Source organism: Halomonas sp. LC1 (genome assembly GCF_030247125.1).
GTDB lineage: Bacteria > Pseudomonadota > Gammaproteobacteria > Pseudomonadales > Halomonadaceae > Vreelandella.
This window is the reverse complement of record NZ_JASSPG010000004.1, coordinates 1-19,735: the sequence shown is the minus strand read 5'-3', so window position 1 is coordinate 19,735 and position 19,735 is coordinate 1. Positions and strand designations below refer to the sequence as shown.

At 58.8% G+C, this 19,735-nt stretch carries 21 protein-coding genes; 19 read left to right on the top strand and 2 right to left on the bottom strand.

Features of this window, described 5'->3' with window-relative positions:
- Positions 1–603 (bottom strand): Maf family protein, encoded by a 603-nt coding sequence (locus QIT27_RS07610; protein WP_285263381.1) that lies wholly within the window; start codon positions 601–603, stop codon positions 1–3.
- A 159-nt stretch (positions 604–762) separates the two neighbouring features.
- Between QIT27_RS07610 and QIT27_RS07605 the strand changes: the two genes are divergently transcribed.
- The 18 genes from QIT27_RS07605 (at position 763) to QIT27_RS07520 (ending at position 17,067) form a co-directional block, all read left to right on the top strand.
- Positions 763–1,311 carry a YceD family protein gene (locus QIT27_RS07605; protein ID WP_159342516.1) on the top strand — a complete coding sequence of 183 codons (549 nt, stop codon included), beginning with the start codon at positions 763–765 and terminating at the stop codon, positions 1,309–1,311.
- Between the two features lie 36 nt (positions 1,312–1,347).
- Complete coding sequence (rpmF, locus tag QIT27_RS07600) at positions 1,348–1,518, top strand: 50S ribosomal protein L32 (protein WP_009099300.1); 171 nt, start codon at positions 1,348–1,350, stop codon at positions 1,516–1,518.
- A 40-nt stretch (positions 1,519–1,558) separates the two neighbouring features.
- Positions 1,559–2,572 carry a phosphate acyltransferase PlsX gene (gene plsX / locus QIT27_RS07595; RefSeq protein ID WP_159342515.1) on the top strand — a complete coding sequence of 338 codons (1,014 nt, stop codon included), beginning with the start codon at positions 1,559–1,561 and terminating at the stop codon, positions 2,570–2,572.
- Between the two features lie 154 nt (positions 2,573–2,726).
- Positions 2,727–3,686, top strand: a complete 960-nt coding sequence (gene fabD, locus QIT27_RS07590; RefSeq protein WP_159342514.1) for an ACP S-malonyltransferase — start codon at positions 2,727–2,729, stop codon at positions 3,684–3,686.
- Between the two features lie 52 nt (positions 3,687–3,738).
- Entirely contained in the window at positions 3,739–4,482 is a 744-nt protein-coding gene (gene fabG / locus QIT27_RS07585; protein WP_159342513.1) for a 3-oxoacyl-ACP reductase FabG, read from the top strand.
- Positions 4,483–4,606: 124 nt separating this feature from the next.
- Positions 4,607–4,840: an acyl carrier protein gene (gene acpP / locus QIT27_RS07580; RefSeq protein WP_008956801.1), complete on the top strand. Its 234-nt coding sequence runs from the start codon at positions 4,607–4,609 to the stop codon at positions 4,838–4,840.
- Positions 4,841–5,034: 194 nt separating this feature from the next.
- The gene (fabF, locus tag QIT27_RS07575; protein WP_159342512.1) at positions 5,035–6,273 is read left to right on the top strand and encodes a beta-ketoacyl-ACP synthase II; all 1,239 of its coding nucleotides are present in this window, start codon (positions 5,035–5,037) and stop codon (positions 6,271–6,273) included.
- A 6-nt stretch (positions 6,274–6,279) separates the two neighbouring features.
- Positions 6,280–7,086 carry an aminodeoxychorismate lyase gene (gene pabC / locus QIT27_RS07570; protein ID WP_285263380.1) on the top strand — a complete coding sequence of 269 codons (807 nt, stop codon included), beginning with the start codon at positions 6,280–6,282 and terminating at the stop codon, positions 7,084–7,086.
- A gap of 18 nt (positions 7,087–7,104) precedes the next feature.
- Entirely contained in the window at positions 7,105–8,109 is a 1,005-nt protein-coding gene (gene mltG, locus QIT27_RS07565; protein WP_285263379.1) for an endolytic transglycosylase MltG, read from the top strand.
- A 49-nt stretch (positions 8,110–8,158) separates the two neighbouring features.
- Positions 8,159–8,812 (top strand): dTMP kinase, encoded by a 654-nt coding sequence (gene tmk / locus QIT27_RS07560; protein WP_285263378.1) that lies wholly within the window; start codon positions 8,159–8,161, stop codon positions 8,810–8,812.
- Positions 8,803–9,786, top strand: a complete 984-nt coding sequence (locus QIT27_RS07555; RefSeq protein WP_285263377.1) for a DNA polymerase III subunit delta' — start codon at positions 8,803–8,805, stop codon at positions 9,784–9,786. Before tmk ends, QIT27_RS07555 begins: the two co-directional genes overlap by 10 nt.
- 23 nt (positions 9,787–9,809) lie before the next feature.
- Positions 9,810–10,145, top strand: a complete 336-nt coding sequence (locus tag QIT27_RS07550) for a PilZ domain-containing protein (protein WP_285263376.1) — start codon at positions 9,810–9,812, stop codon at positions 10,143–10,145.
- 36 nt (positions 10,146–10,181) lie between these two features.
- On the top strand, positions 10,182–11,015 hold the full coding sequence (locus QIT27_RS07545; protein WP_285263375.1) for a TatD family hydrolase: 834 nt from the start codon (positions 10,182–10,184) through the stop codon (positions 11,013–11,015).
- Between the two features lie 26 nt (positions 11,016–11,041).
- On the top strand, positions 11,042–11,602 hold the full coding sequence (locus tag QIT27_RS07540; protein ID WP_285263374.1) for a DUF1285 domain-containing protein: 561 nt from the start codon (positions 11,042–11,044) through the stop codon (positions 11,600–11,602).
- Complete coding sequence (locus QIT27_RS07535; protein ID WP_159342504.1) at positions 11,599–13,809, top strand: ATP-dependent helicase; 2,211 nt, start codon at positions 11,599–11,601, stop codon at positions 13,807–13,809. The genes QIT27_RS07540 and QIT27_RS07535 overlap by 4 nt, the downstream gene beginning before the upstream one ends.
- 153 nt (positions 13,810–13,962) lie before the next feature.
- On the top strand, positions 13,963–15,132 hold the full coding sequence (locus tag QIT27_RS07530) for a porin (RefSeq protein ID WP_285263373.1): 1,170 nt from the start codon (positions 13,963–13,965) through the stop codon (positions 15,130–15,132).
- 11 nt (positions 15,133–15,143) lie between these two features.
- Complete coding sequence (locus tag QIT27_RS07525) at positions 15,144–15,569, top strand: type 2 periplasmic-binding domain-containing protein (protein ID WP_253016041.1); 426 nt, start codon at positions 15,144–15,146, stop codon at positions 15,567–15,569.
- Positions 15,562–17,067 (top strand): diguanylate cyclase domain-containing protein, encoded by a 1,506-nt coding sequence (locus QIT27_RS07520; protein ID WP_285263372.1) that lies wholly within the window; start codon positions 15,562–15,564, stop codon positions 17,065–17,067. Before QIT27_RS07525 ends, QIT27_RS07520 begins: the two co-directional genes overlap by 8 nt.
- A gap of 65 nt (positions 17,068–17,132) precedes the next feature.
- Here QIT27_RS07520 and QIT27_RS07515 read toward each other — a convergent pair whose 3' ends face one another.
- The gene (locus tag QIT27_RS07515) at positions 17,133–18,797 is read right to left on the bottom strand and encodes an electron transfer flavoprotein-ubiquinone oxidoreductase (RefSeq protein ID WP_285263371.1); all 1,665 of its coding nucleotides are present in this window, start codon (positions 18,795–18,797) and stop codon (positions 17,133–17,135) included.
- Positions 18,798–19,171: 374 nt separating this feature from the next.
- Between QIT27_RS07515 and QIT27_RS07510 the strand changes: the two genes are divergently transcribed.
- A partial coding sequence (locus QIT27_RS07510; protein WP_285263370.1) for an electron transfer flavoprotein subunit beta/FixA family protein occupies positions 19,172–19,735 on the top strand: 564 nt, incomplete at its 3' end.

Below are 19,735 nucleotides of genomic sequence, written 5' to 3'. Positions count from 1 at the left end.
TCAGGCATCGCCAAGGGGGTTCATGCCCACTTGGCGAAGCATGTCGCAGAGTGCAATGAGCGGTAGCCCGATCAGCGCGTTGGGGTCGCGCCCCTCGAGGCGCTCGAAGAGCGCGATGCCTAGCCCTTCCATGCGAAAGCTGCCAGCGCTATCGAGGGGTTTTTCCAGTGTGACGTAACGCTCGATTTCCTGTTCGCTCAAGGTGCGGAACACGACCTCGAACGGTTCGATGTGCACGTGGTGGCGCTGATGGCGTGTGTCGACCAAAGCGAGGCCCGTCAAAAACGTTACCTTGTGTCCTGAAAAGCGCACCAGGTTGGCGCGAGCGCGCTCTGCCGTGTGCGGTTTGCCGAGAATGTCACCCTCGAACAGCGCAATTTGGTCGGAGCCTATGATGCAGTGCTGTGGAAAACGTTCCGCCACCGCGTTGGCTTTGCTCAATGCGAGACGATGCACTAATGCCTGGGGAGACTCGCCATCGAGGGGCGTTTCATCGATGTCGGGTGAATGGCACTGGTAGGGCAAGTGCAGTCGGTCTAGTAGCGCTTGGCGAAAGCGGGAGCTAGAAGCGAGCACGAGGGGGGCGTTTTGCGTTTGCGGCACTGTCGTCTCCTTGTGGCCTGAAGGGTGCAATAAGCACCGGTAGTGAGTGTAGCGAAAGCGTAGTGACATGCCTAATGGTGCTATGGTCATCGATAAACCGAGAAGAATTATGCCATGAGCTTTGACACCAGGGGGGCGAGTGCCTATCATTGCGCGCCTATGTTGACCTCACAACTCCCCAGCCGGGTTGAGCCTTATAAGCTTGCAGCCCGCCGCGAACGACTCGAAGGCTCAGTGGCGCTGAATAAGCTGCCCCGCCTTGCTGAAGAAGCAGGTGACCAAACCGGCGACTGTCATGTCGTGCTCGAGTTTGGTGTGGATGCCCAAGGCCGTCGCGAAATTCGTGGCCATTTGCAAGCGACCCTGGCGCTGCCTTGTCGCCGCTGTATGGTGCCGCTTAGCCAAGACGTTGCTAGTGACTTCCTGCTTGGAATGATTACCGACGAAGCCTTGGCCGCCGAGCTGCCTGCCAGTCATGAGCCGGTGCTGGTGGAAAATGAACAGCTGGACTTGCTAACGGTGGTTGAGGATGAGCTCATTCTCAGCTTGCCTCAAGTGGTCTATCACGATGAGACCGAATGCCATGTCTCGGCGGAGCAGCTGGTCAGCAAGACCGAAGGCGCGGCGGACGAGTCCGCTTCAGCCAAGAACCCTTTCGCGGTGCTCAATGCTTTGAAAAGCAGTGGCGCTTTGAAAGGCAAAAAGTAAGCATCACTTACCCTACATACCTTGGAGTAAACACCCATGGCAGTTCAACAGAACCGTAAAACTCGTTCCAAGCGCGGTATGCGTCGTAGCCACGATGCGCTGAGCGCACCGACTCTGTCTCAGGACAAAGAAACCGGTACGACTCACCTGCGTCACCACGTCTCTCCGGACGGTTTCTACCGTGGTCGTAAGGTCGTTGAGGTTTAATCCTTAACATCCTAACGAGTGGCGGAACAGCGTGGGTGCAATGCGCCTAGCGATTGATGTCATGGGGGGTGACCAAGGCCCCCGTGCCATTATCGAAGGCTCTGCAAAGGCAGTGATCGAACGTCCTGACCTTGAGCTCGCTCTGTTCGGCCCCCGCCAGCGGATTACCGCTGAGCTTTTGCGCTTGCCGCAGCCTTTGGCTGCGGCAGCGTCACGTTTAGTCGCCTACGATGCGCCTAGCGTGGTATCGCAACACGCCTCGGCGGCCTGGGCGCTCCGCCATGGTCACGATACGAGCATGGCGCACATGCTGCGAGATGTCTCGGACGGCCGTGCCATGGCGGGAGTTAGCGCTGGTAATACAGCGGCGCTAGTCGCACTGGCTCGACGCGAGTTAGGCATGATTGCAGGGTTTTCCCGGCCCGCTATCAGCACTGCGATTCCAACGCGAGGCGGTCGACGCTGTTATTTGTTGGACTTAGGGGCCAATGTGGATTCGCCTGCTTCTCGGCTCGTCGATTTTGCCGTGCTGGGAGCCGCTATGGCGCACTGTGTGGATGGAGTCGTGCATCCACGGGTGGCGCTGTTGAACGTTGGTGCCGAGGCGACAAAAGGCAGTGTCGTGGTGCGTGAAGCAAATCGCCTGCTTCAGGAGAGGGCATCATCACTGCCCTTTGCCTATCAAGGCTATGCGGAAGGCGGCGACATCTTTCAGGGCGAGATTGATGTCATGGTGTGCGATGGCTTTGTCGGTAACGTGACGTTGAAGGCGAGCGAAGGTTTGACCCGTATGTTGGTAGAGCGTGTGCAGATGGCGTTCGAGTCACGCCTATGCGGGCGCTTGGCAAGTGTACTGGCCAAACCTGTGCTGAAACGGCTCAAGCAAGAGCTTGATCCCGTTCGATATAACGGCGCAAGCCTACTTGGGCTAAAACGGATTGTGGTGAAGAGTCATGGTGGTACCCGGGCAGATGGGTTCTACTATGCTATTCAGCGAGCCTTGCAAGAGGTCGAGCACGACCTGCCGATGCAGCTTGCCAAGCGTTGGGCGTAAGCCCGCGGTAAGTGAGAAGGTGCCACATGACGTTGTATGACTTTTGCGGGTGATCGGCGGCAGTAGGAGATACCTTGCGCTGCTCGTCAGCGTTGCCGATGACCACGCCTATCGCTCAACTGAGCAAATGCCTACAAGAGCAAAGGTGAACGACATGTCTCAACCCCTTGCCCTCATTTTTCCCGGGCAAGGCTCTCAGCAGCTTGGAATGCTGCGAGAGCTGGCCGAGCGCTACAGTGTGGTGGGAACGACATTTGAGGAAGCGTCCGACGCGCTGGGCTATGACCTGTGGAAGGTCGTCCAGGAAGGTCCCGAAGACGCGCTGAATGCCACGGCTTGCACCCAGCCTGCGCTACTCACGTCCAGTGTGGCTATCTGGCGTGTGTGGCAAGAGCTGGAAGGCCCCCGTCCCAGCGTGATGGCAGGTCATAGCCTTGGCGAGTACAGTGCGATGGTCTGTGCCGGCGTGATGGGGTTTGCCGAAGGTGTGCAACTCGTTCGCCTGCGCGGCGAAGCGATGCAGGAAGCCGTGCCCGCCGGTCAAGGCGGTATGGCCGCCATCCTCGGCTTGGACGATGCCGCCGTAGAGGCCGCCTGTGCCAGCGCTGCGCAAGGTGATGTCGTGTCCGCCGTGAACTATAACTCCCCTGGGCAGGTCGTGATTGCAGGCAGCAAGGCCGCCGTCGAGCGCGCGATAACGGCTTGCCAAGAGGCAGGCGCTAAGCGTGCTCTGGCCTTGCCCGTCTCGGTGCCTTCCCACTGCGCGTTAATGCGCCCGGCAGCCGAGCGTCTTGCCGAGGCGATGCAGTCGATCGAACTGCGTGCCCCCCGTTACACGGTGATTCAAAACGTCGACGCCCAAGCCCATGCGGATGTCGACACGCTTCGTACTCGTTTGATCGAGCAGCTCTACCAACCCGTGCGGTGGTCCTCCTGCGTTGAAGCCATGGCGGAGCAAGGTGCTAATGTCTTCATTGAGTGTGGTCCGGGCAAGGTGCTAACTGGCCTCAATAAGCGTATCGTACGCGGTGCCAAGGGGTTAGCGGTCAACGACCCCGACAGTTTGGATGCAGCACTCGAGCTTGCGCGCGAAACATTAGCGGGTAATGCGTGATAAACGGCGAATATCAGCTACCCTTGCTTAGTTCAGTGGAAGGAAACGTGTTATGACACAAGAGAAACGTGTCGCCCTAGTGACGGGAGCGAGCCGCGGTATTGGTCGCGCCATTGCCCATGAGCTTGGTCGCCAGGGACGCATCGTCATTGGAACGGCCACCAGCCCTGCTGGCGCCGAGAACATCGATGCCGATTTGAAGGCCAACGGCATCGAAGGCGCGGGCATGTGCCTGAACGTCACCGACCAGGCGAGCATCGATGAGGTGCTCAAGACGATTGGCGAGCGCTTTGGTGCGCCAACGATTTTGGTTAACAACGCGGGGATTACCCGTGATAACCTCCTGATGCGGATGAAAGAGGAAGAGTGGGATTCCGTCATGGATACCAACCTCAAATCCGTCTATCGTGTCAGCAAGGCCTGTTTACGGGGAATGACCAAGGCGCGTTTTGGGCGGATCGTGTCGATCAGCTCTGTCGTGGCGACCATGGGGAACCTGGGGCAGGCGAACTACGCGGCGGCCAAGGCCGGTATGGAAGGCTTTAGTCGCGCACTGGCGCGTGAAGTGGCGTCTCGTGCCATCACGGTCAACGCCGTTGCGCCCGGTTTTATCGCTACCGATATGACCGAGGCACTGCCTGAAGCGCAGCATGAAATGTTGCTCAAACAGATTCCTCTGGCACGCTTGGGTGGGCCAGAAGAAATCGCCGCCGCCGTGGGCTTTTTGACGAGTGATGCCGCAGGGTATATCACCGGTGAAACGCTGCATGTGAACGGCGGTATGAATATGCGTTGATGGCCTTGGGTTTGGCGGTTGCGTCAACCTAAGGGCGTCTATAAACTACCCCGCAGCTTTTGGCTTGCGGTTTCCAAATAGCTGGTTATCTATAACGGCTAATGTGAACGACTGGAGTACGTTGATGAGTACTATTGAAGAGCGCGTAAAGAAAGTAGTGGCAGAGCGCCTGAACGTTAAAGAAGAAGACATCCAGAACAGCTCTTCTTTCACTGAAGACCTGGGTGCCGACTCTCTGGACACCGTTGAATTGGTGATGGCGTTGGAAGAGGAATTCGACACCGAAATTCCTGATGAAGAAGCTGAGAAAATCACTACGGTTCAAGAAGCGATCGACTACGTCAACGCCCACCAGTAAGGGCGCGGTTATCGCAAAGAACCAGGGTGGGGTGTTGCCCGCCCGTATTAAAAAAGCCGTCCTGATTGGGGACGGCTTTTTTGCTTTACGCTCACAATGAATATAACGTTCAAACTCCGTTATACTAGTCACCAAATTTCAGCAGCAAATGACCCAGATGGGTCGTGTCACCATGGATGCCTGGAGGAAAGCTGATGGCGCGAAGAAGGGTAGTGGTAACTGGGTTAGGCCTGGTGACCCCAGTGGGTAATAGTGTCAATGAGTCGTGGGCGAACATCGTCGCAGGTAAAAGCGGCATTGCGCCGATTGAGCACTTCGATACCAGTGGCTTCAATACGCGGTTTGGCGGTTCGGTAAAGAATTTTGATATTAGTCCCTACCTGAACCCCAAAGATGCACGCAAGATGGATCTGTTCATTCAGTACGGCATGGCCGCTGGTGCGCAGGCCATTCAGGATTCAGGCATCGAGTGCACCGATGAGAACGCCGAGCGCATCGGTGTGGCTATCGGTTCAGGCATTGGTGGTTTGCCAATGATTGAACATAACCACAATGCGCTCAACAAAGGCGGTGCACGTCGCGTGTCGCCGTTCTTCGTACCGGGCTCCATTATCAACATGATCTCGGGCAACATGGCGATCCAGCACGGCTTCAAAGGGCCGAACATCGCCATTACGACTGCTTGTACCACCGGCACTCACAACATTGGTTATAGCGCTCGCACCATTGCGTACGGCGATGCGGACGTGATGATTTGTGGCGGCGCGGAGATGGCTACCACACCGCTTGGCCTGGGCGGTTTCTCGGCGGCGCGAGCGCTATCGACGCGTAATGACGATCCGCAGGCGGCCAGCCGTCCTTGGGATGCGGACCGAGATGGCTTTGTGCTCTCGGATGGTGCGGGGGTGCTAGTACTGGAAGAGTATGAGCATGCGAAAGCACGCGGTGCGCATATCTATGCAGAGCTGGCTGGCTTCGGTATGAGCGATGACGCCTATCACATGACGGCACCGCCGGAGGATGGTCGTGGCGCTGCCCTCTCCATGAGCAATGCCATCAAAGATGCCGCCATCGATCCGTCGGCCGTGCATTATATCAATGCTCACGGCACGTCGACGGCAGCGGGGGATTTGGCGGAGAGTCGTGCGATCGAGAAAGTGCTGGGCAGTGCGGCGCAGCACGTGGCCGTAAGCTCCACCAAGTCGATGATCGGTCACCTGCTGGGAGCGGCTGGCGCTGTCGAAGCCGTCTTTAGCATTCTTGCCATTCGCGATCAGGTGGCGCCGCCCACCATCAACCTGGACAACCCCCAAGAGGGCTGCAATCTCGATTACGTCCCCCATACTGCTCGTGACATGCGTATCGATGTAACGCTGTCGAACTCGTTTGGTTTTGGTGGCACGAACGGCTCGCTGTTGTTCAAGAAGGTATAAGCCTTGATGCCGATGCCCCAGGTGCCCTTCGATGACCGCGGGCTGGCGTATGGCGATGGTCTATTCGAAACCGTCTTACTACGCGATGGGCAGCCCGTGCTGTGGGAGTACCATCACGCCCGATTGGCAAAGGGCTGCCAACGTTTGAATATTCCATTGCCGTCTGCTTGGCAGCTGTCTCAGGCGTGGCAATCGCCACCTGAGGCAGCGCTGGAAGTTCTCAAACTGATCTTGACCCGTGGAAGCGGCGGTCGAGGGTATGCGTTACCTGATCAGGTAGCACCACGACTGTTAGCTCGACGTACGCCCTTTACGGCCAATCAATCGCGTTGGCAGCATGGTGTGTGTGTGCGTCTATGCCACCTTCGGTTGGGGCACCAGCCGCTACTCGCAGGCATCAAGCATCTCAATCGTCTGGAGAACGTGCTGGCGCGTCAGGAGTGGCACGAGCCCCATGTCGCCGAAGGGCTTCTCGTCGACCAAGCAGGTAACGTCGTGGAAGCCACCAGCATGAATCTCTTTTGGTCGTCACGGGGACGCCTGTATACCCCGCGCGTCGATCAGTGCGGTGTTGCGGGGACCTTGCGCGCGGCTCTGCTTGACGCTGGCATCATCCATGAGGCGCCGCTGGCCGTCGACGACCTACCCAGCGTCGAGCGACTCTGGGTAGGCAATTCAGTGCAAGGGGTTTGGCCCGTGCGTGAATTGAGAGAGGCGCACGGTTGCGAGCTGGCAACCTGGCCGCGTTTTGCAGTGGACCCGTTACAAACCGAAGCGCATCGGCTGCTGGGCTATCCAAGCGTGTTTCCATAACATGATCGAGGTATCAACGTGAAACGGTTATTTGCCGTCTTAGGGGTATTGGTGGTGCTGGCCATGGCCGCCGTGCTGGGTGGCTATGCCTATTGGCAGCAGCGCCTTGCGGCACCCATTGCCCTTGAGGAGCCCACCCTTTACCAAGTACCTGCAGGTGCTGGATTTCATCAGGTCGTACGTGATTTGGCTTCGCAAGGCGTGCTAGAGGATGCCTGGGCGTATCGGCTGCTGGCTCGCATCGACCCAGAGCAAGTGCCGCAGCTGCGAGTGGGTGAGTATCGTCTCATGCCTGGGATGAGCGGATTGGAGGTCATTGCTCTACTTGGCAGTAACAATGTCGTGACCTACTCGCTGACTGTGCCTGAGGGCTGGACGTTTCGCCAAATGCGCGCCCTGCTCGATACGGCTCCCAAGCTTGAGCACCGCACGGCCGACATGAGCGATGAAGAGATCATGTCGCTCTTGGGCCGTGATGGTACATATCCAGAAGGCTGGTTCTTTCCCGACACCTATCGCTATCACTTGGGCATGAGCGATGTGGACATCTTGCGTCAGTCGCTGGAGCGGATGGAGCGTATTCTGGAGGAGGTGTGGGCAGAACGGGATGAGGATCTCACGATCGATTCCCCTTACGAAGCGCTCATTATGGCCTCGTTGATCGAACGGGAAACCGGTGCGCCGGAAGAGCGTCGCGAAATTGCCGGTGTTTTCAAGCGGCGTATGGAGCGTGGCATGCGCCTACAGACGGATCCAACGGTCATTTATGGGATGGGGGAGCGGTATGATGGCCGAATCACCCGTGCAGACCTGCGGGAAGCGACGCCCTACAACACGTACGTGATCGACGGTATGCCGCCCACCCCGATTGCCATGCCGGGGCGTGCTGCGCTGGAGGCCGCGGTGAACCCTCTGCCTGGCGACACGCTCTATTTCGTCTCCCGAGGCGATGGCACGCACCACTTTTCGCGTACCTTGCGCGAGCATAATAATGCCGTCAATCGCTATATTCGTAATCGTTAAATCGCCGCCATCGGCCATAGATGGTGTCTCAATTGAGTAAGGGGCAGCAATGAGCAAGCGTGGGCGCTTCATCACTCTGGAAGGCGGTGAGGGAGTCGGTAAGTCGACCAATGTAGCGTTTGTCGAAGCGTGGCTAAAGGAGCGGGGGATCGAGGTGGTGCGCACACGGGAGCCCGGTGGTACGGCACGTGCAGAGGCCATCCGCGAGCTGCTGCTCGACCCGTCGCCCAATGAGCCACTGAGCGTGGACGCTGAACTGCTACTCGTCTTTGCCGCCCGTGCGCAGCACCTAACGGAGAAAATTTTGCCCGCGCTGGCGCGGGGCGCGTGGGTGGTGTGTGATCGCTTCACCGACGCGACCTTTGCCTACCAGGGCGGTGGACGTGGTATCGATGCACAGCGTATCGCACAGTTGGAGCAGTTCGTGCAGCGGGGGCTTGCCCCGGATGTGACGCTACTGCTCGATATGTCCCCAGAGGCTGCCAAGGAGCGCCTTGAGGGCCGTTTGCGCGATCTCAATACGCAGCGTGATCGGTTCGAGAAAGAACGTGTGGAGTTCTTCATGGCCGTGCGCCGCGCTTATCTAGAAAGAGCCGCGTCTGCGCCAGAGCGTTTTGCACTCATTGACGCGGCCCAGCCGCTGCAAGACGTTCAAGTAGCGCTGAGTCGTGTGCTGGAAGAGCGGGTTGCGCAATGGCGGTAACCGGCGTTTTGCCCTGGCACCATTCGACCTGGCAGCAGTTGGTGCGTCTGGCCGATAGCGGACGACTCCCCCACGCGCTGCTGATCAGCGGTGCCCATGGCGTCGGCAAGCAGCAGTTGGCGGAGGCGCTGATCGCCAGAATGCTGTGTGCAGCGCCAGGTGATCAGGCCTGCGGACAGTGCCATAGCTGCGCCATGCTGGCCTCGGGCTATCACCCTGACTTGTTGCGGGTGTCGCCGGAAGAGGGGAAGCGTCAAATTCGTATCGACCCGATCCGCGATGTGAACCGGTTCGTGTCGCAAACGGCCCAGCAGGGCGGTTATCGCGTTATTGTCATTTCCCCGGCGGAAGCGATGAACGTTGCCGCTGCCAATGCGCTGTTGAAAAGCTTGGAAGAGCCTGGCGACAAAACGCTCTTTATCCTGCTATCGGACGTGCCGTCTCGCACGCTGCCGACCATTCGCTCACGCTGTCAGCAGTGGCCACTGGCCAGCGTACCGTTCGAGGCATGTAAAGGCTGGCTGACGCAGCACCTGGGAGATGATGAGGCACACTTTTGGTGGCGCGTCTCCGGCGGGTTACCGCTCTTGGCAGTGGAACTTGCTGCCCCCGATGAGCGTGCCCTACGGCATCAAATTCACGACTGTTTCGAGCAGTTGGTACGCGGTGCAGAGCCGGTATCGGAAGCCGCGAGGCTGGATCGCCAAGCCATCGATGCCATCTTGTGGTACGGTATCGCATGGCTTGAGGACTTGATTCGTCTGGGGCTTTCCGGCGAGCAGAGCGTGTTGCACAATCCCGATTTGGTGCCGCTCTATCGACAGGCGGTCAAAAATGGCCGCGTTCAAGACTGGTTCCGGCTGCTGGATTACGCCCGAGAGCAGCGCCGCCTGTTCGCCGTAGGTGCCAACCCAAATCCCCAGCTCGTTTTGGAAGCGTGGCTAGTTCGCTGGTCTGCGCTGCTGCGCTCCTAACCACTTGTTGTAACGAGGTCGTGATGGCTGCCCAAAAAGCGCTCTCTTTGACGATACCGAATGTGCCGACGCTGCTTTCCGCCTATATGCCCTTTTTGGACCGTGGAGGTATTTTCGTACCGACGAAAACACTCTACGGCCTTGGGCAGTCGGTCATGCTGCTGCTGACCCTGCCAGGGGAGAGTGAGCGTCTTTCGGTGACAGGGCAGGTGATTTGGATATCTCCCGAAGGCGTGAGCGGTCGGCGTATGCCGGGCATTGGCGTGCACTTCAGCCAGCAGGATTACTCCGTTCGCGATCGTATCGAGACGCTGCTGGCGGGCCAGCTCGATAAAGCGCCTCCTTCATTTACGCTCTAATTCAGCACTTTTTTCTTTACACCCAAAGAGCCCTGCATGTTTGTCGACTCTCACTGTCATCTCGACCGTTTATCGGAACATACCCACGGTGGCGATGTGGCGGCCACCCTGGACGCTGCGCGTCAAGCGAACGTTAGCCAGTTTCTCGCGATTTCGACGACGCTGGAGGAGCTGCCTGGGCTGGCCGCCATTGCCAGAGAGCACCATGACGTTGCGATCTCCGCCGGTCTGCATCCGCTGTATCAGGCGGCGCACGAACCCAGCGTCGACGAGATCGTCGACGCTGCCGAGCAGTATGGCGCGGTGGCCATTGGCGAAACCGGGCTGGATTATCACTACCAGGAGAGCGTACCGCTAAGCGTCCAGCATGAGCGCTTCAAACGGCACCTGATGGCCGCGAGCGAGCTAGAGCTACCGGTGATCATTCATACCCGTGAGGCGAAAGAAGATACGTTGGCGCTACTGCGGGAGCATAGCAATCCGCAGGTGGGAGGTGTGATCCACTGCTTCACCGAAGACCTGGAGATGGCCCGAGAAGCCGTGCGACTGGGGTTTTACATTTCGCTCTCCGGTATTATCACCTTTCGCAATGCCGCGTCGTTACGCACGCTGGCACGCCAGCTTCCATTGGATCGGCTGCTCATCGAAACCGACAGCCCTTACTTGGCACCCGTTCCCCACCGCGGTAAGCCCAACGAACCCGCGTGGGTCGTCGAGGTGGCTGAGTGCATTGCCCGTGAACGAGGCATCAGCGTCGACGAAGTCGCCATGCAGACGACGGTGAACTTCTACCATCTTTTCCGTGCTGCCGCGCCCGATGCGCCTGCCCATGTAAAAGAGGCGCTGGCACAATCTGGACTGGTAGTGTAACGCGCGGTCTTTTGGGGAGTATGGCAATGAACATTGATCGGCTACTTCAGCAATCCGGCGGCTCGGCGACCATTCCCCCTGTCGACACTTGGCAGCCCGCGCTATCGGGCGATATAGACATTCGTATCCAGGCGGATGGCACTTGGCTGCATGAAGGCAGGCCCTTCGCGCGCCCGGCGATTGCTAAACTGCTTGCCAGCCTTTTACGGCGGGATGCGGACGGGTATTGCCTAGTGACTCCTGCGGAGCGCTGGCGAGTGACCGTTGACGATCGCCCTTTAATGATCGTCGAGGCCGATTTTCGCGACGATGCCTGGTGGCTGACGACCCAGTTCGAGGATGTGGTGCGCCTTGACGGTGATCACCCCCTATCGCTGTCGATGACACCCGACGGCGAGTTAGCACCCGAGTGTGCCATTCGTTTTGGCTTGGCGGCTCGGCTGCATCGTAACGTGTTCTATCGCTTGGTAGAGCAAGCCCGCGTCGACGAAACCGCCGAAGGGCACACGGCTTGCCTGCTCTACAGTGCAGGACACTGGCACCCGCTTGGCCAATGGAGCGATAGCATGCCAAGTGAGGCGCCGTGAAGCTAACGGCCGAACAGCAAGCGGTGGTTCACCATGGCGAAGGGCATGCTCGTGTTGCCGCCGTGGCAGGGGCGGGTAAGACCACGACCATGGCCGCGCGAGTACTGCATCTGCTGTCGAGCGGCGTTGCTCCCAAGCGGATGCTGGTGCTGATGTTCAACCGCTCCGCAAAAGAGGATTTTCAGCGACGCTTGGCCAGTATGGCGCCTGCGGGGCAGCCGCTGCCTGATGTGCGCACGTTTCACTCTTTAGGACATCGTCTCACGCAGAGCTTGTGTCGTTGGGGGGCGCTGGCGCCTCGACGGTTACTCTCCGCCGAGTGGCAGATGGAGCGCTTGCTGCGTCAGGCCAGTTTGAACGTGCTGGCCGACCAAGTGGAGCGCCGCGACGCTGCGCTAGAGGGCGACCGGTTGGAAGCGCTGGCGCATTTTTGCGGGTTGGTAAAGGCGGAAATGTTGCCCGCTGAGACGCTCTACGAGCGGCTTCAGTTCGAGCCAGACACGGACTACTTTCCTGCCGCCTTCGTCGAGGCCGAACGCCTTCTGGAGGCGGAGGGAGTGATGAGCTATGCGGATCTGCTCTACCGCCCCTTGCAGGCCCTGGAAGCCGATGCCTCACTTCGCCAGCGTGTCGAAGGGTTTTTGGATCATGTGATCGTCGATGAGTATCAAGACATCAATACGGTTCAGCAGCGGCTGCTTGCCGTGTTGGCTGGCCCCACGGCGAACGTCATGGCGGTTGGCGATGCCAATCAGTGCATTTATGAGTGGCGGGGGGCGCGTCCCGATACGATGCTGGAGAACTTTACCGCTACCTTCGGCGACGCCACCGACTATCCCCTGTCGATGACCTTTCGTCATGGTCACGCGCTAGCGCTCACGGCCAATCACGCCATCATGGCCAATCAGCGTCGGCCGGATCAGCTCTGTTTGGCGGACGCCCAAAATCCCAATACCCGTGTCTTTGTGGGCCAAGGCAGCCGCTTGCTGTTGGATGCACTCGTGGATTGGCAGGCCCAGGGGCGGGCATTGAGCGATGCCAGCCTGCTCGTGCGTAGTTGGGCACTGTCGGTACCGTTCCAGCTCGCGCTGCTTCAGGCGGGCATTCCCTTTCGGCTATTGCGGGAAGACCGCTTCGTATTTCGCTTGCCTTTGGTGCAAGCGCTGGCTGGCTATTTGAAGCTCTCCAGGCGTTCTGAACTGCTACACGATCCCGAACAACTGCTGCTGCTATTAGCCCAGCCGACCCCGTTCGTTGCCAGAGAGCGTTTGCAGCGCTTGGCCCACCAGCTAGCGAGCACTCAGCAGTGGCCGGAGCGCCATGAACCCGTGCTGGCTTCATTGAAACCGCTCCAGCGGCGCACTCTCAAAAAACGCTGGGAATTGCTGTGTGAGTTGCCAACGCTGAGTGCTTGGCCACCGGCAAAACTGCTTAGCCACGTGGTCGAAGCTATCGATGCGGAAAAGACGTTGAAGCGCGCCGCGGCGAGACGCGATAAGGGGGAGGAGGACGTGCGCCTGCTGGACGTGCTGATCGAGCAGGCCCAGAGCGTGCAAGATCCCGATGCGTTTATCGAACTGCTCGAGCGTCCCGTAGAGAATCAGGCAGGTGGCGTGCTGATCAGCACGGTGCACGGTGCCAAAGGATTGGAGTGGCCCTTGGTCGCGGTGGCGGGCGTCAATGAAGAAGACTTTCCTCACTACAGCCGCGACAATCCCCTCAGCGATGAGCGGCTAGAAGAGGAGCGGCGGCTATTCTATGTCGCCATCACTCGTGCCAAGGAGCAACTGCTCGTGCTGCACGATGGCGGAGCTCATAAGCCGAGTCGCTTCATCGCGGAAAGCGCCTGGCAGGACGGTATGCGCATTGCCGAGTGCCTCGCGCACTCGCGGCCGCCTAGCGAGCCCATTGAGGTGAACTCTCCCAGTCTGGTGGGGCGCTATCTGACAAAAGTAGGGCGTGAGGACATTCCCTTGGCGGCACCCCAGGTGAAAGAACCCGCTGCCGGCTACCAAGCCAATAGTCACTTCTACCCTGGCCAGCGACTGCTGCATGCGGTCTTTGGCGAGGGCGAAGTCGCGGCCGTCGAAGGAAACCCCTCGGACCCGGTCATCGACGTACGTTTTGCCCAGGCGGGGCGGCGACGTTTGATAGCGCGCCGCGCGCCTATCGAAATCATGGAGCCTGCGAACAGCGCCGTGAGCTGACGTTGACGCTCCGCGCGCACATGGTGTTTGACTTCACCTAATCTGGCCGATTAAATGCTTTGCAGTTAACTATTTACCCAACAGGTAATCGGCATGCGAAGGCAGTTCGTCTGGTCTTGCGCCATCTCTCTCGCGGTATACAGCGGCGCTACCATGGCCGACACCTCACTGCCTAGCGTTACCCTGAATGGGTTTGGCACGCTGGGCGTGGTGCATTCCGATGTGACCAATGCCGATTTCGTCGCCGACCCACTGGCGTCCTCCGGCGCTGGCTACAGCGGGGAGTGGAGTGCTGAAGTCGATAGCCGGTTGGGACTTCAAACGACGCTGGCCGCCACCTCTTCACTCTCCGCGACCGTACAGGTCGTCAGCGAAAAGCGCTTCGATGGTTCTTTCTCCCCAGACATCGAGTGGGCGTATCTGCAGTATGACGCCACGCCGACGCTCAGCCTCCGTGCTGGGCGAATGGTGCAAGGCAGCTTTATGAACTCCGAATACCGCAAAGTGAGTTTTGCGACGCCTTGGGTCAGACCGCCTGCGGAAATTTACCGTCTGGTTCCCGTCGCCAACTTCGATGGCGTCGATCTACGCTATCGCTACTATCTGGGAGAGTCGATTAACGATCTGCGTCTTAGCTACGGTGGCGGTAGCCTTGAATATGAAACGGGGGATATCGAGTCTTCTGACTCGTGGGGAGTCTCTCAGCACACCCGATGGGGCGATACGACGCTCTTTGTCAGCTATGGCGAGGTCAATGTCAGAGCGCAGGAGTTGACCCAGTTTTTTGATGTGTATCGACTGTTTGGACCGCCTGGGGAGGCGCTGGCCGACCGCTACGAAGTGGATGGCAAACCGGTGCGTATTTTGAGCGTTGGCGTAAACTACGACCCGGGTTCATGGTTCGTAGAGGGGGAGTGGGCGCGGCTCTCATCGTCAACGTTGTTGGGTACTATCGAAAGCGCCCACATGACGGCGGGATACCGCATTGGGCAATGGACCCCCTATGCAGGGGTGGGCCGAGCCCGCGTGCTCAGCAATCGGTTCGAGCCGGGCCTGCCCTCGGCGCTTTATCCGCCTCCGTTGTCCGATGCGGCCGTATTGCTCAATGGCACGCTCAATGGGCTCTTGTCGTCCAGTCTGTCTCAGGACAGCAGCACTCTTGGTTTGCGATGGGATTTTCGACCCGGAATGGCGTTGACGGTACAGTATGACCATATCGATTTTCGTTCTGGATCGCCTGGTGGGCTGATCAATCAGCAGCCCAGCTTTCAGCCAGGTGGCGACATGAATTTGTTCAGCCTTGCGCTCGACTTTGTGTTTTAGGGAGAGTGACGATGGCTAAGCGATTACCCCGATGGTGCTGCTGTTTACTGTTCGCTCTACTTCCTTGTACAGGCGTTGCGGATCTGCTCGTGGTGGTATCCGCCGAGGCAGAATTGACCCGGATTCAGCGGCAAGAGCTCAAGGACCTCTATTTGGAGAGCCGAACGCTGCGACAGGGGCGAACGGTGGTCACGCCTATCGACCAATCCGAGCGGTCACGGGAGCGCGGCGAGTTTTATCGTCGCTACATTGGAAAAACACCGGCCCAGTTGCGCGCTCACTGGGCAAGGCTGATTTTTACGGGACGCGGTCAACCGCCACAAACCTTTGCGGATAGTCAGGCGGTGGTAGAGCGGCTCGTTCGCGATCCCAACGCGCTCGGCTACATTGACGCTCGATTTTTGGACGAGCGGTTGAAGGTGGTCACCGTTGAATAACATCCGAGGTCCAGTACTGCGCCTGGACGCGCAACATGCCGCGCGCTCATGGCGACATCGGCTAGCTGAGCCGCTGACGCTCTTTGGCGCGGCCGGGGTGTTGATCGTGCTGGTCATTCTGAGTAGCACCCACTATCTGGTCAGCCGTGAGCAGGCCGCGATCAAGCGCCAAATCGAACTCTCGATTGGTGACATGGCGGACACCTACGAAGCCAGGGTGTTGAGATCGCTGCGGGAGATCGATGCGACGTTGAAGCTCGTCGACTTCGTCGCCAGTCAGCAGCGCTCAGACATTTTAGCAACGCTGGCGGAGCGTAACCTGTTGCCCCCTGAGGTGATTTTTTCGGTCAGCATCGTAGACGGACAGGGACGGGTCAAAGAGCGTACGGGCGCTTGGGAGCCGGCCACGCAGCGTGACAGTGTGCCTGCGCTGCCAGAGGCCCCCGGGCTGCTGGTCGAGGCGTTTTCGTCGGCGGGGCGACAGCAGCTGCTGTTTGCCAGAATGCTGAGCCATGGTCGTGATGCGCCCGAGTGGGTGACGCTAACCGTCGGCGCTGACTACTTCGTTAGCGGTTATAACGAGAATGCCTTGGGAGAGCAGGGGCTACTTGCGCTAGTGGATGCGAGTAACGTCACCCGCATTGGTCGAAGCGGTACTCGGCTGTACTCCAGCATCGCCATGGCGCTACCGACGTATGATGAAATCATGAGTAGTGACGACACGCCCTTCATTACCCGTTGGCAGGATGTCGAGCGGCTAACGCTGGTACGCCCACTGTTCCATTTCCCTTTGTCCATCGTGGTCGGTATCTCTGTGGAGGAGCAGTTGGCGCGCGCTTACCCGATGGAACGTCGCTACTGGCTGCGCGCGCTCTTCGTGAGTCTTGCGGCACTGATGATCCTCGGGCTTCTGGCGCGGCTTAGCCACCAGCTTCACCGCGAGCGTCAGCGGGTAACGGATGAGCGGCTGCGTCACGCGCACTATATCGAACATCTTGCGTTTCACGATACGCTGACCCAGTTGCCGAACCGGGCATATCTTAGCTATTTGGTGGATCACGCGATTGGGCGGTACCGGGGGACGGAGGGAGGCTTTGCGCTTCTATTCTTGGACTTAGATCGCTTCAAGAGCGTCAATGATACGTTGGGCCATGAGGCGGGGGATAAGCTGCTCAAGCTGGTGGCTAAACGGCTGCTATCTTCCGTGCGTGAACACGACGTTGTCGCCCGGCTGGGAGGCGATGAATTCGTCATTCTGCTAAGACACATCACCCAGCGGGAGCCCGTGACGCGTGTCACCGAGCAGTTGGTGGCTGCGATTCAAGAGCCTTTCTCGTTGCAGGGACAGACGTGTTTGATTTCGGTCAGTATTGGAGTGGCGCTGTTTCCAGACGATGGAGCCGATGAGCAAACGCTGATGAAGCGTGCCGATTCCGCCATGTATCGCGCCAAGCAGGCGGGAAAGAATACCGCGTTTCATGAAGAGCCGTCGCGCTAAAGGCGCGAATGCAGAAGGGAGCACCGTTGGCTGCCCTCGTTTGGGCTGCCAACGGCGAGACGCAGTTACATGTTGGGGTAGTTGGGACCACCGCCCCCTTCAGGAGCTACCCAGGTAATGTTCTGGGCTGGATCTTTGATATCGCAGGTCTTGCAGTGCACGCAGTTCTGGAAGTTGATCTGAAAGCGCGGCTGGCCTTGATCATCTTCGACGACTTCATACACCCCGGCCGGGCAGTAGCGCTGTGCGGGCTCGGCGTATTTGGGCAAGTTCTCACGAATCGGTAGATCGGGGTCTGCAAGGCGCAGGTGGCAAGGCTGATCCTCTTCGTGGTTCGTATTCGATAAAAACACCGAGGTGGATTTATCGAACGATAGCTTGCCGTCCGGCTTCGGATAGTCGATTTTCTCGAATTCGGCGGCTGGCTTTAGTGCCCCATGGTCAGTGGTGGTGTCATGAACGTTGGGGAGTTTATTGCCGAGCAGTTGGTTCACGAAGTTGTAGGCGCCGCCGCCGACCGTGCCGTATTTATGTATGGCCGGGCCGAAGCTCGCACTCTCTTTGAGCTCCTGATAGGCCCAGCTGGCTTCCCATTTGCGGGTGAAGCTGGCGAGCTCTTGCCCACCTTCATCACCCCCCTGGATGGCCTCGAAGACGCTCTCGGCTGCGACCATGCCTGATTTCATGGCGGTATGTAGGCCTTTGATCTTGGCAAAGTTGAGCGTACCCGCATCACAGCCAATGAGCAGGCCGCCAGGGAACGTCATTTTCGGCAGGCAGTTGTACCCGCCTTTGGCAATGGCCCGCGCGCCATAGGCCACGCGTTTACCACCTTCCAGGTATTGGCTTAGCACCGGGTGGTGCTTCATGCGCTGAAATTCATCGAACGGTGATAGCCACGGGTTCTGGTAGCCAAGATCCATGATCAGCCCAACGACGACCTGCTGATTCTCTGCATGGTAAAGGAACCAGCCGCCGTGGGTATTGCTATCCAGCGGCCAACCAGAGCCGTGGACGACCAAGCCGGGCTCGTGCTTGTCGGCGGGCACATCCCATAGTTCTTTCAAGCCGATGCCGTAGTGCTGTGGGTCACGGCCTGCATTCAAAGAGAAGTCATTGATCAGCCGCTTGCCCAAGTGGCCGCGCGCACCCTCGGCAAATAGCGTGTACTTGGCGCGCAGCTCCATACCGGGCATGTGGCCATCTTTAGGAGTGCCATTGGCACCGACGCCCATGTCGCCAATCAAGATACCGCGAACGACACCCTCTTCGACGATCACTTCCTGAGCGGCGAACCCTGGGAAAATCTCGACGCCCAACGATTCTGCCTGCTCCGCAAGCCAGCGGCACAGGTTGCCCGCACTGATCACGTAGCGCGTCAAATCGCCGCCGGTGTTGTGCATGCTTTTCGGCACGAGCGCATTGGGAATCTTCTGCGCTTTGTCGGCATCTTTGAGCAGGTATACATCGTCGCGAACGGCAGGGGTCGTGAGAGGCGCACCACGCTCTTCCCAGTCGGGAAACAGCTCCGCCAGTGCGCGAGGTTCAAAGACGGCCCCAGAGAGAATGTGGGCGCCGACCTCTGAGCCTTTTTCCACGACACAGACGGTGAGTTCTTGCTCGGCCTCGTTGGCTTGCTGCATTAAGCGGCAGGCGGCGGCAAGCCCTGATGGGCCTGCGCCGACGATGACAACGTCAAAGTCCATTACATCGCGTTCAACGTTTTCCACCCGGTTTCTCCTTATTCTCATAAGCGCCATCTGTATCGGGCTAGCGAATGGGCACTAGCTTATGAAAAGATGGCCTTAATTTAAAACGGTCGTTTGCTTCTGGTTATCTCCCATGATAGGCATAATACCCGTGTCAGGTCACCCCTACGATGGCAAAAGCACACTTTATAAGTGTCGGTGCGAGCAGCGATACCAGCGAGCTACGACCAAGGCCGCACGAAGAGAAAGTTGTTGCTGGTGGGTAGGCTGTGGCAAATTGATAGGGTTTTTCATTTACTAGCCTATCAAACGCTTGCATGAATTTTGAGCGCGGCCACTAGGTGGCGGCGCCTAGTCAGGTTAACGGCTTCTATCACGAGCCAAGCGAGGAACCTATGAAAGTACTCGTCGCGGTGAAACGCGTCATCGACTACAACGTCAAAATCCGCGTCAAAGCGGATCATTCTGATGTGGACCTTACTAACGTCAAAATGGCCATGAACCCCTTCTGCGAAATTGCCGTGGAAGAGGCGGTGCGCCTGAAAGAGAAGGGCGTAGCCACCGAAGTCGTGGCCGTGACCGTGGGCCCCAAGGCCGCCCAAGAGCAGCTGCGCACCGCACTGGCGCTGGGGGCCGACCGCGCTATCCACATTGAAACCGACGAGCGCGCCGAATCGCTGGCGGTGGCCAAACTGCTGGCCAAAGTGGTGGACGAAGAGCAGCCCGGCCTCGTCATCCTCGGCAAGCAGGCCATCGACACCGACAACAACCAGACCGGCCAGATGCTCGCCGCGCTGACCAATCTGCCGCAAGGCACCTTCGCCTCAGAAGTCGTGGTAGATGGTGACAAGGTTAATGTCACGCGTGAAATCGACGGCGGCCTGCAAACCGTCGCGCTGACACTCCCGGCCATCGTCACCACTGACCTGCGCCTCAACGAGCCGCGCTACGCCAAGCTG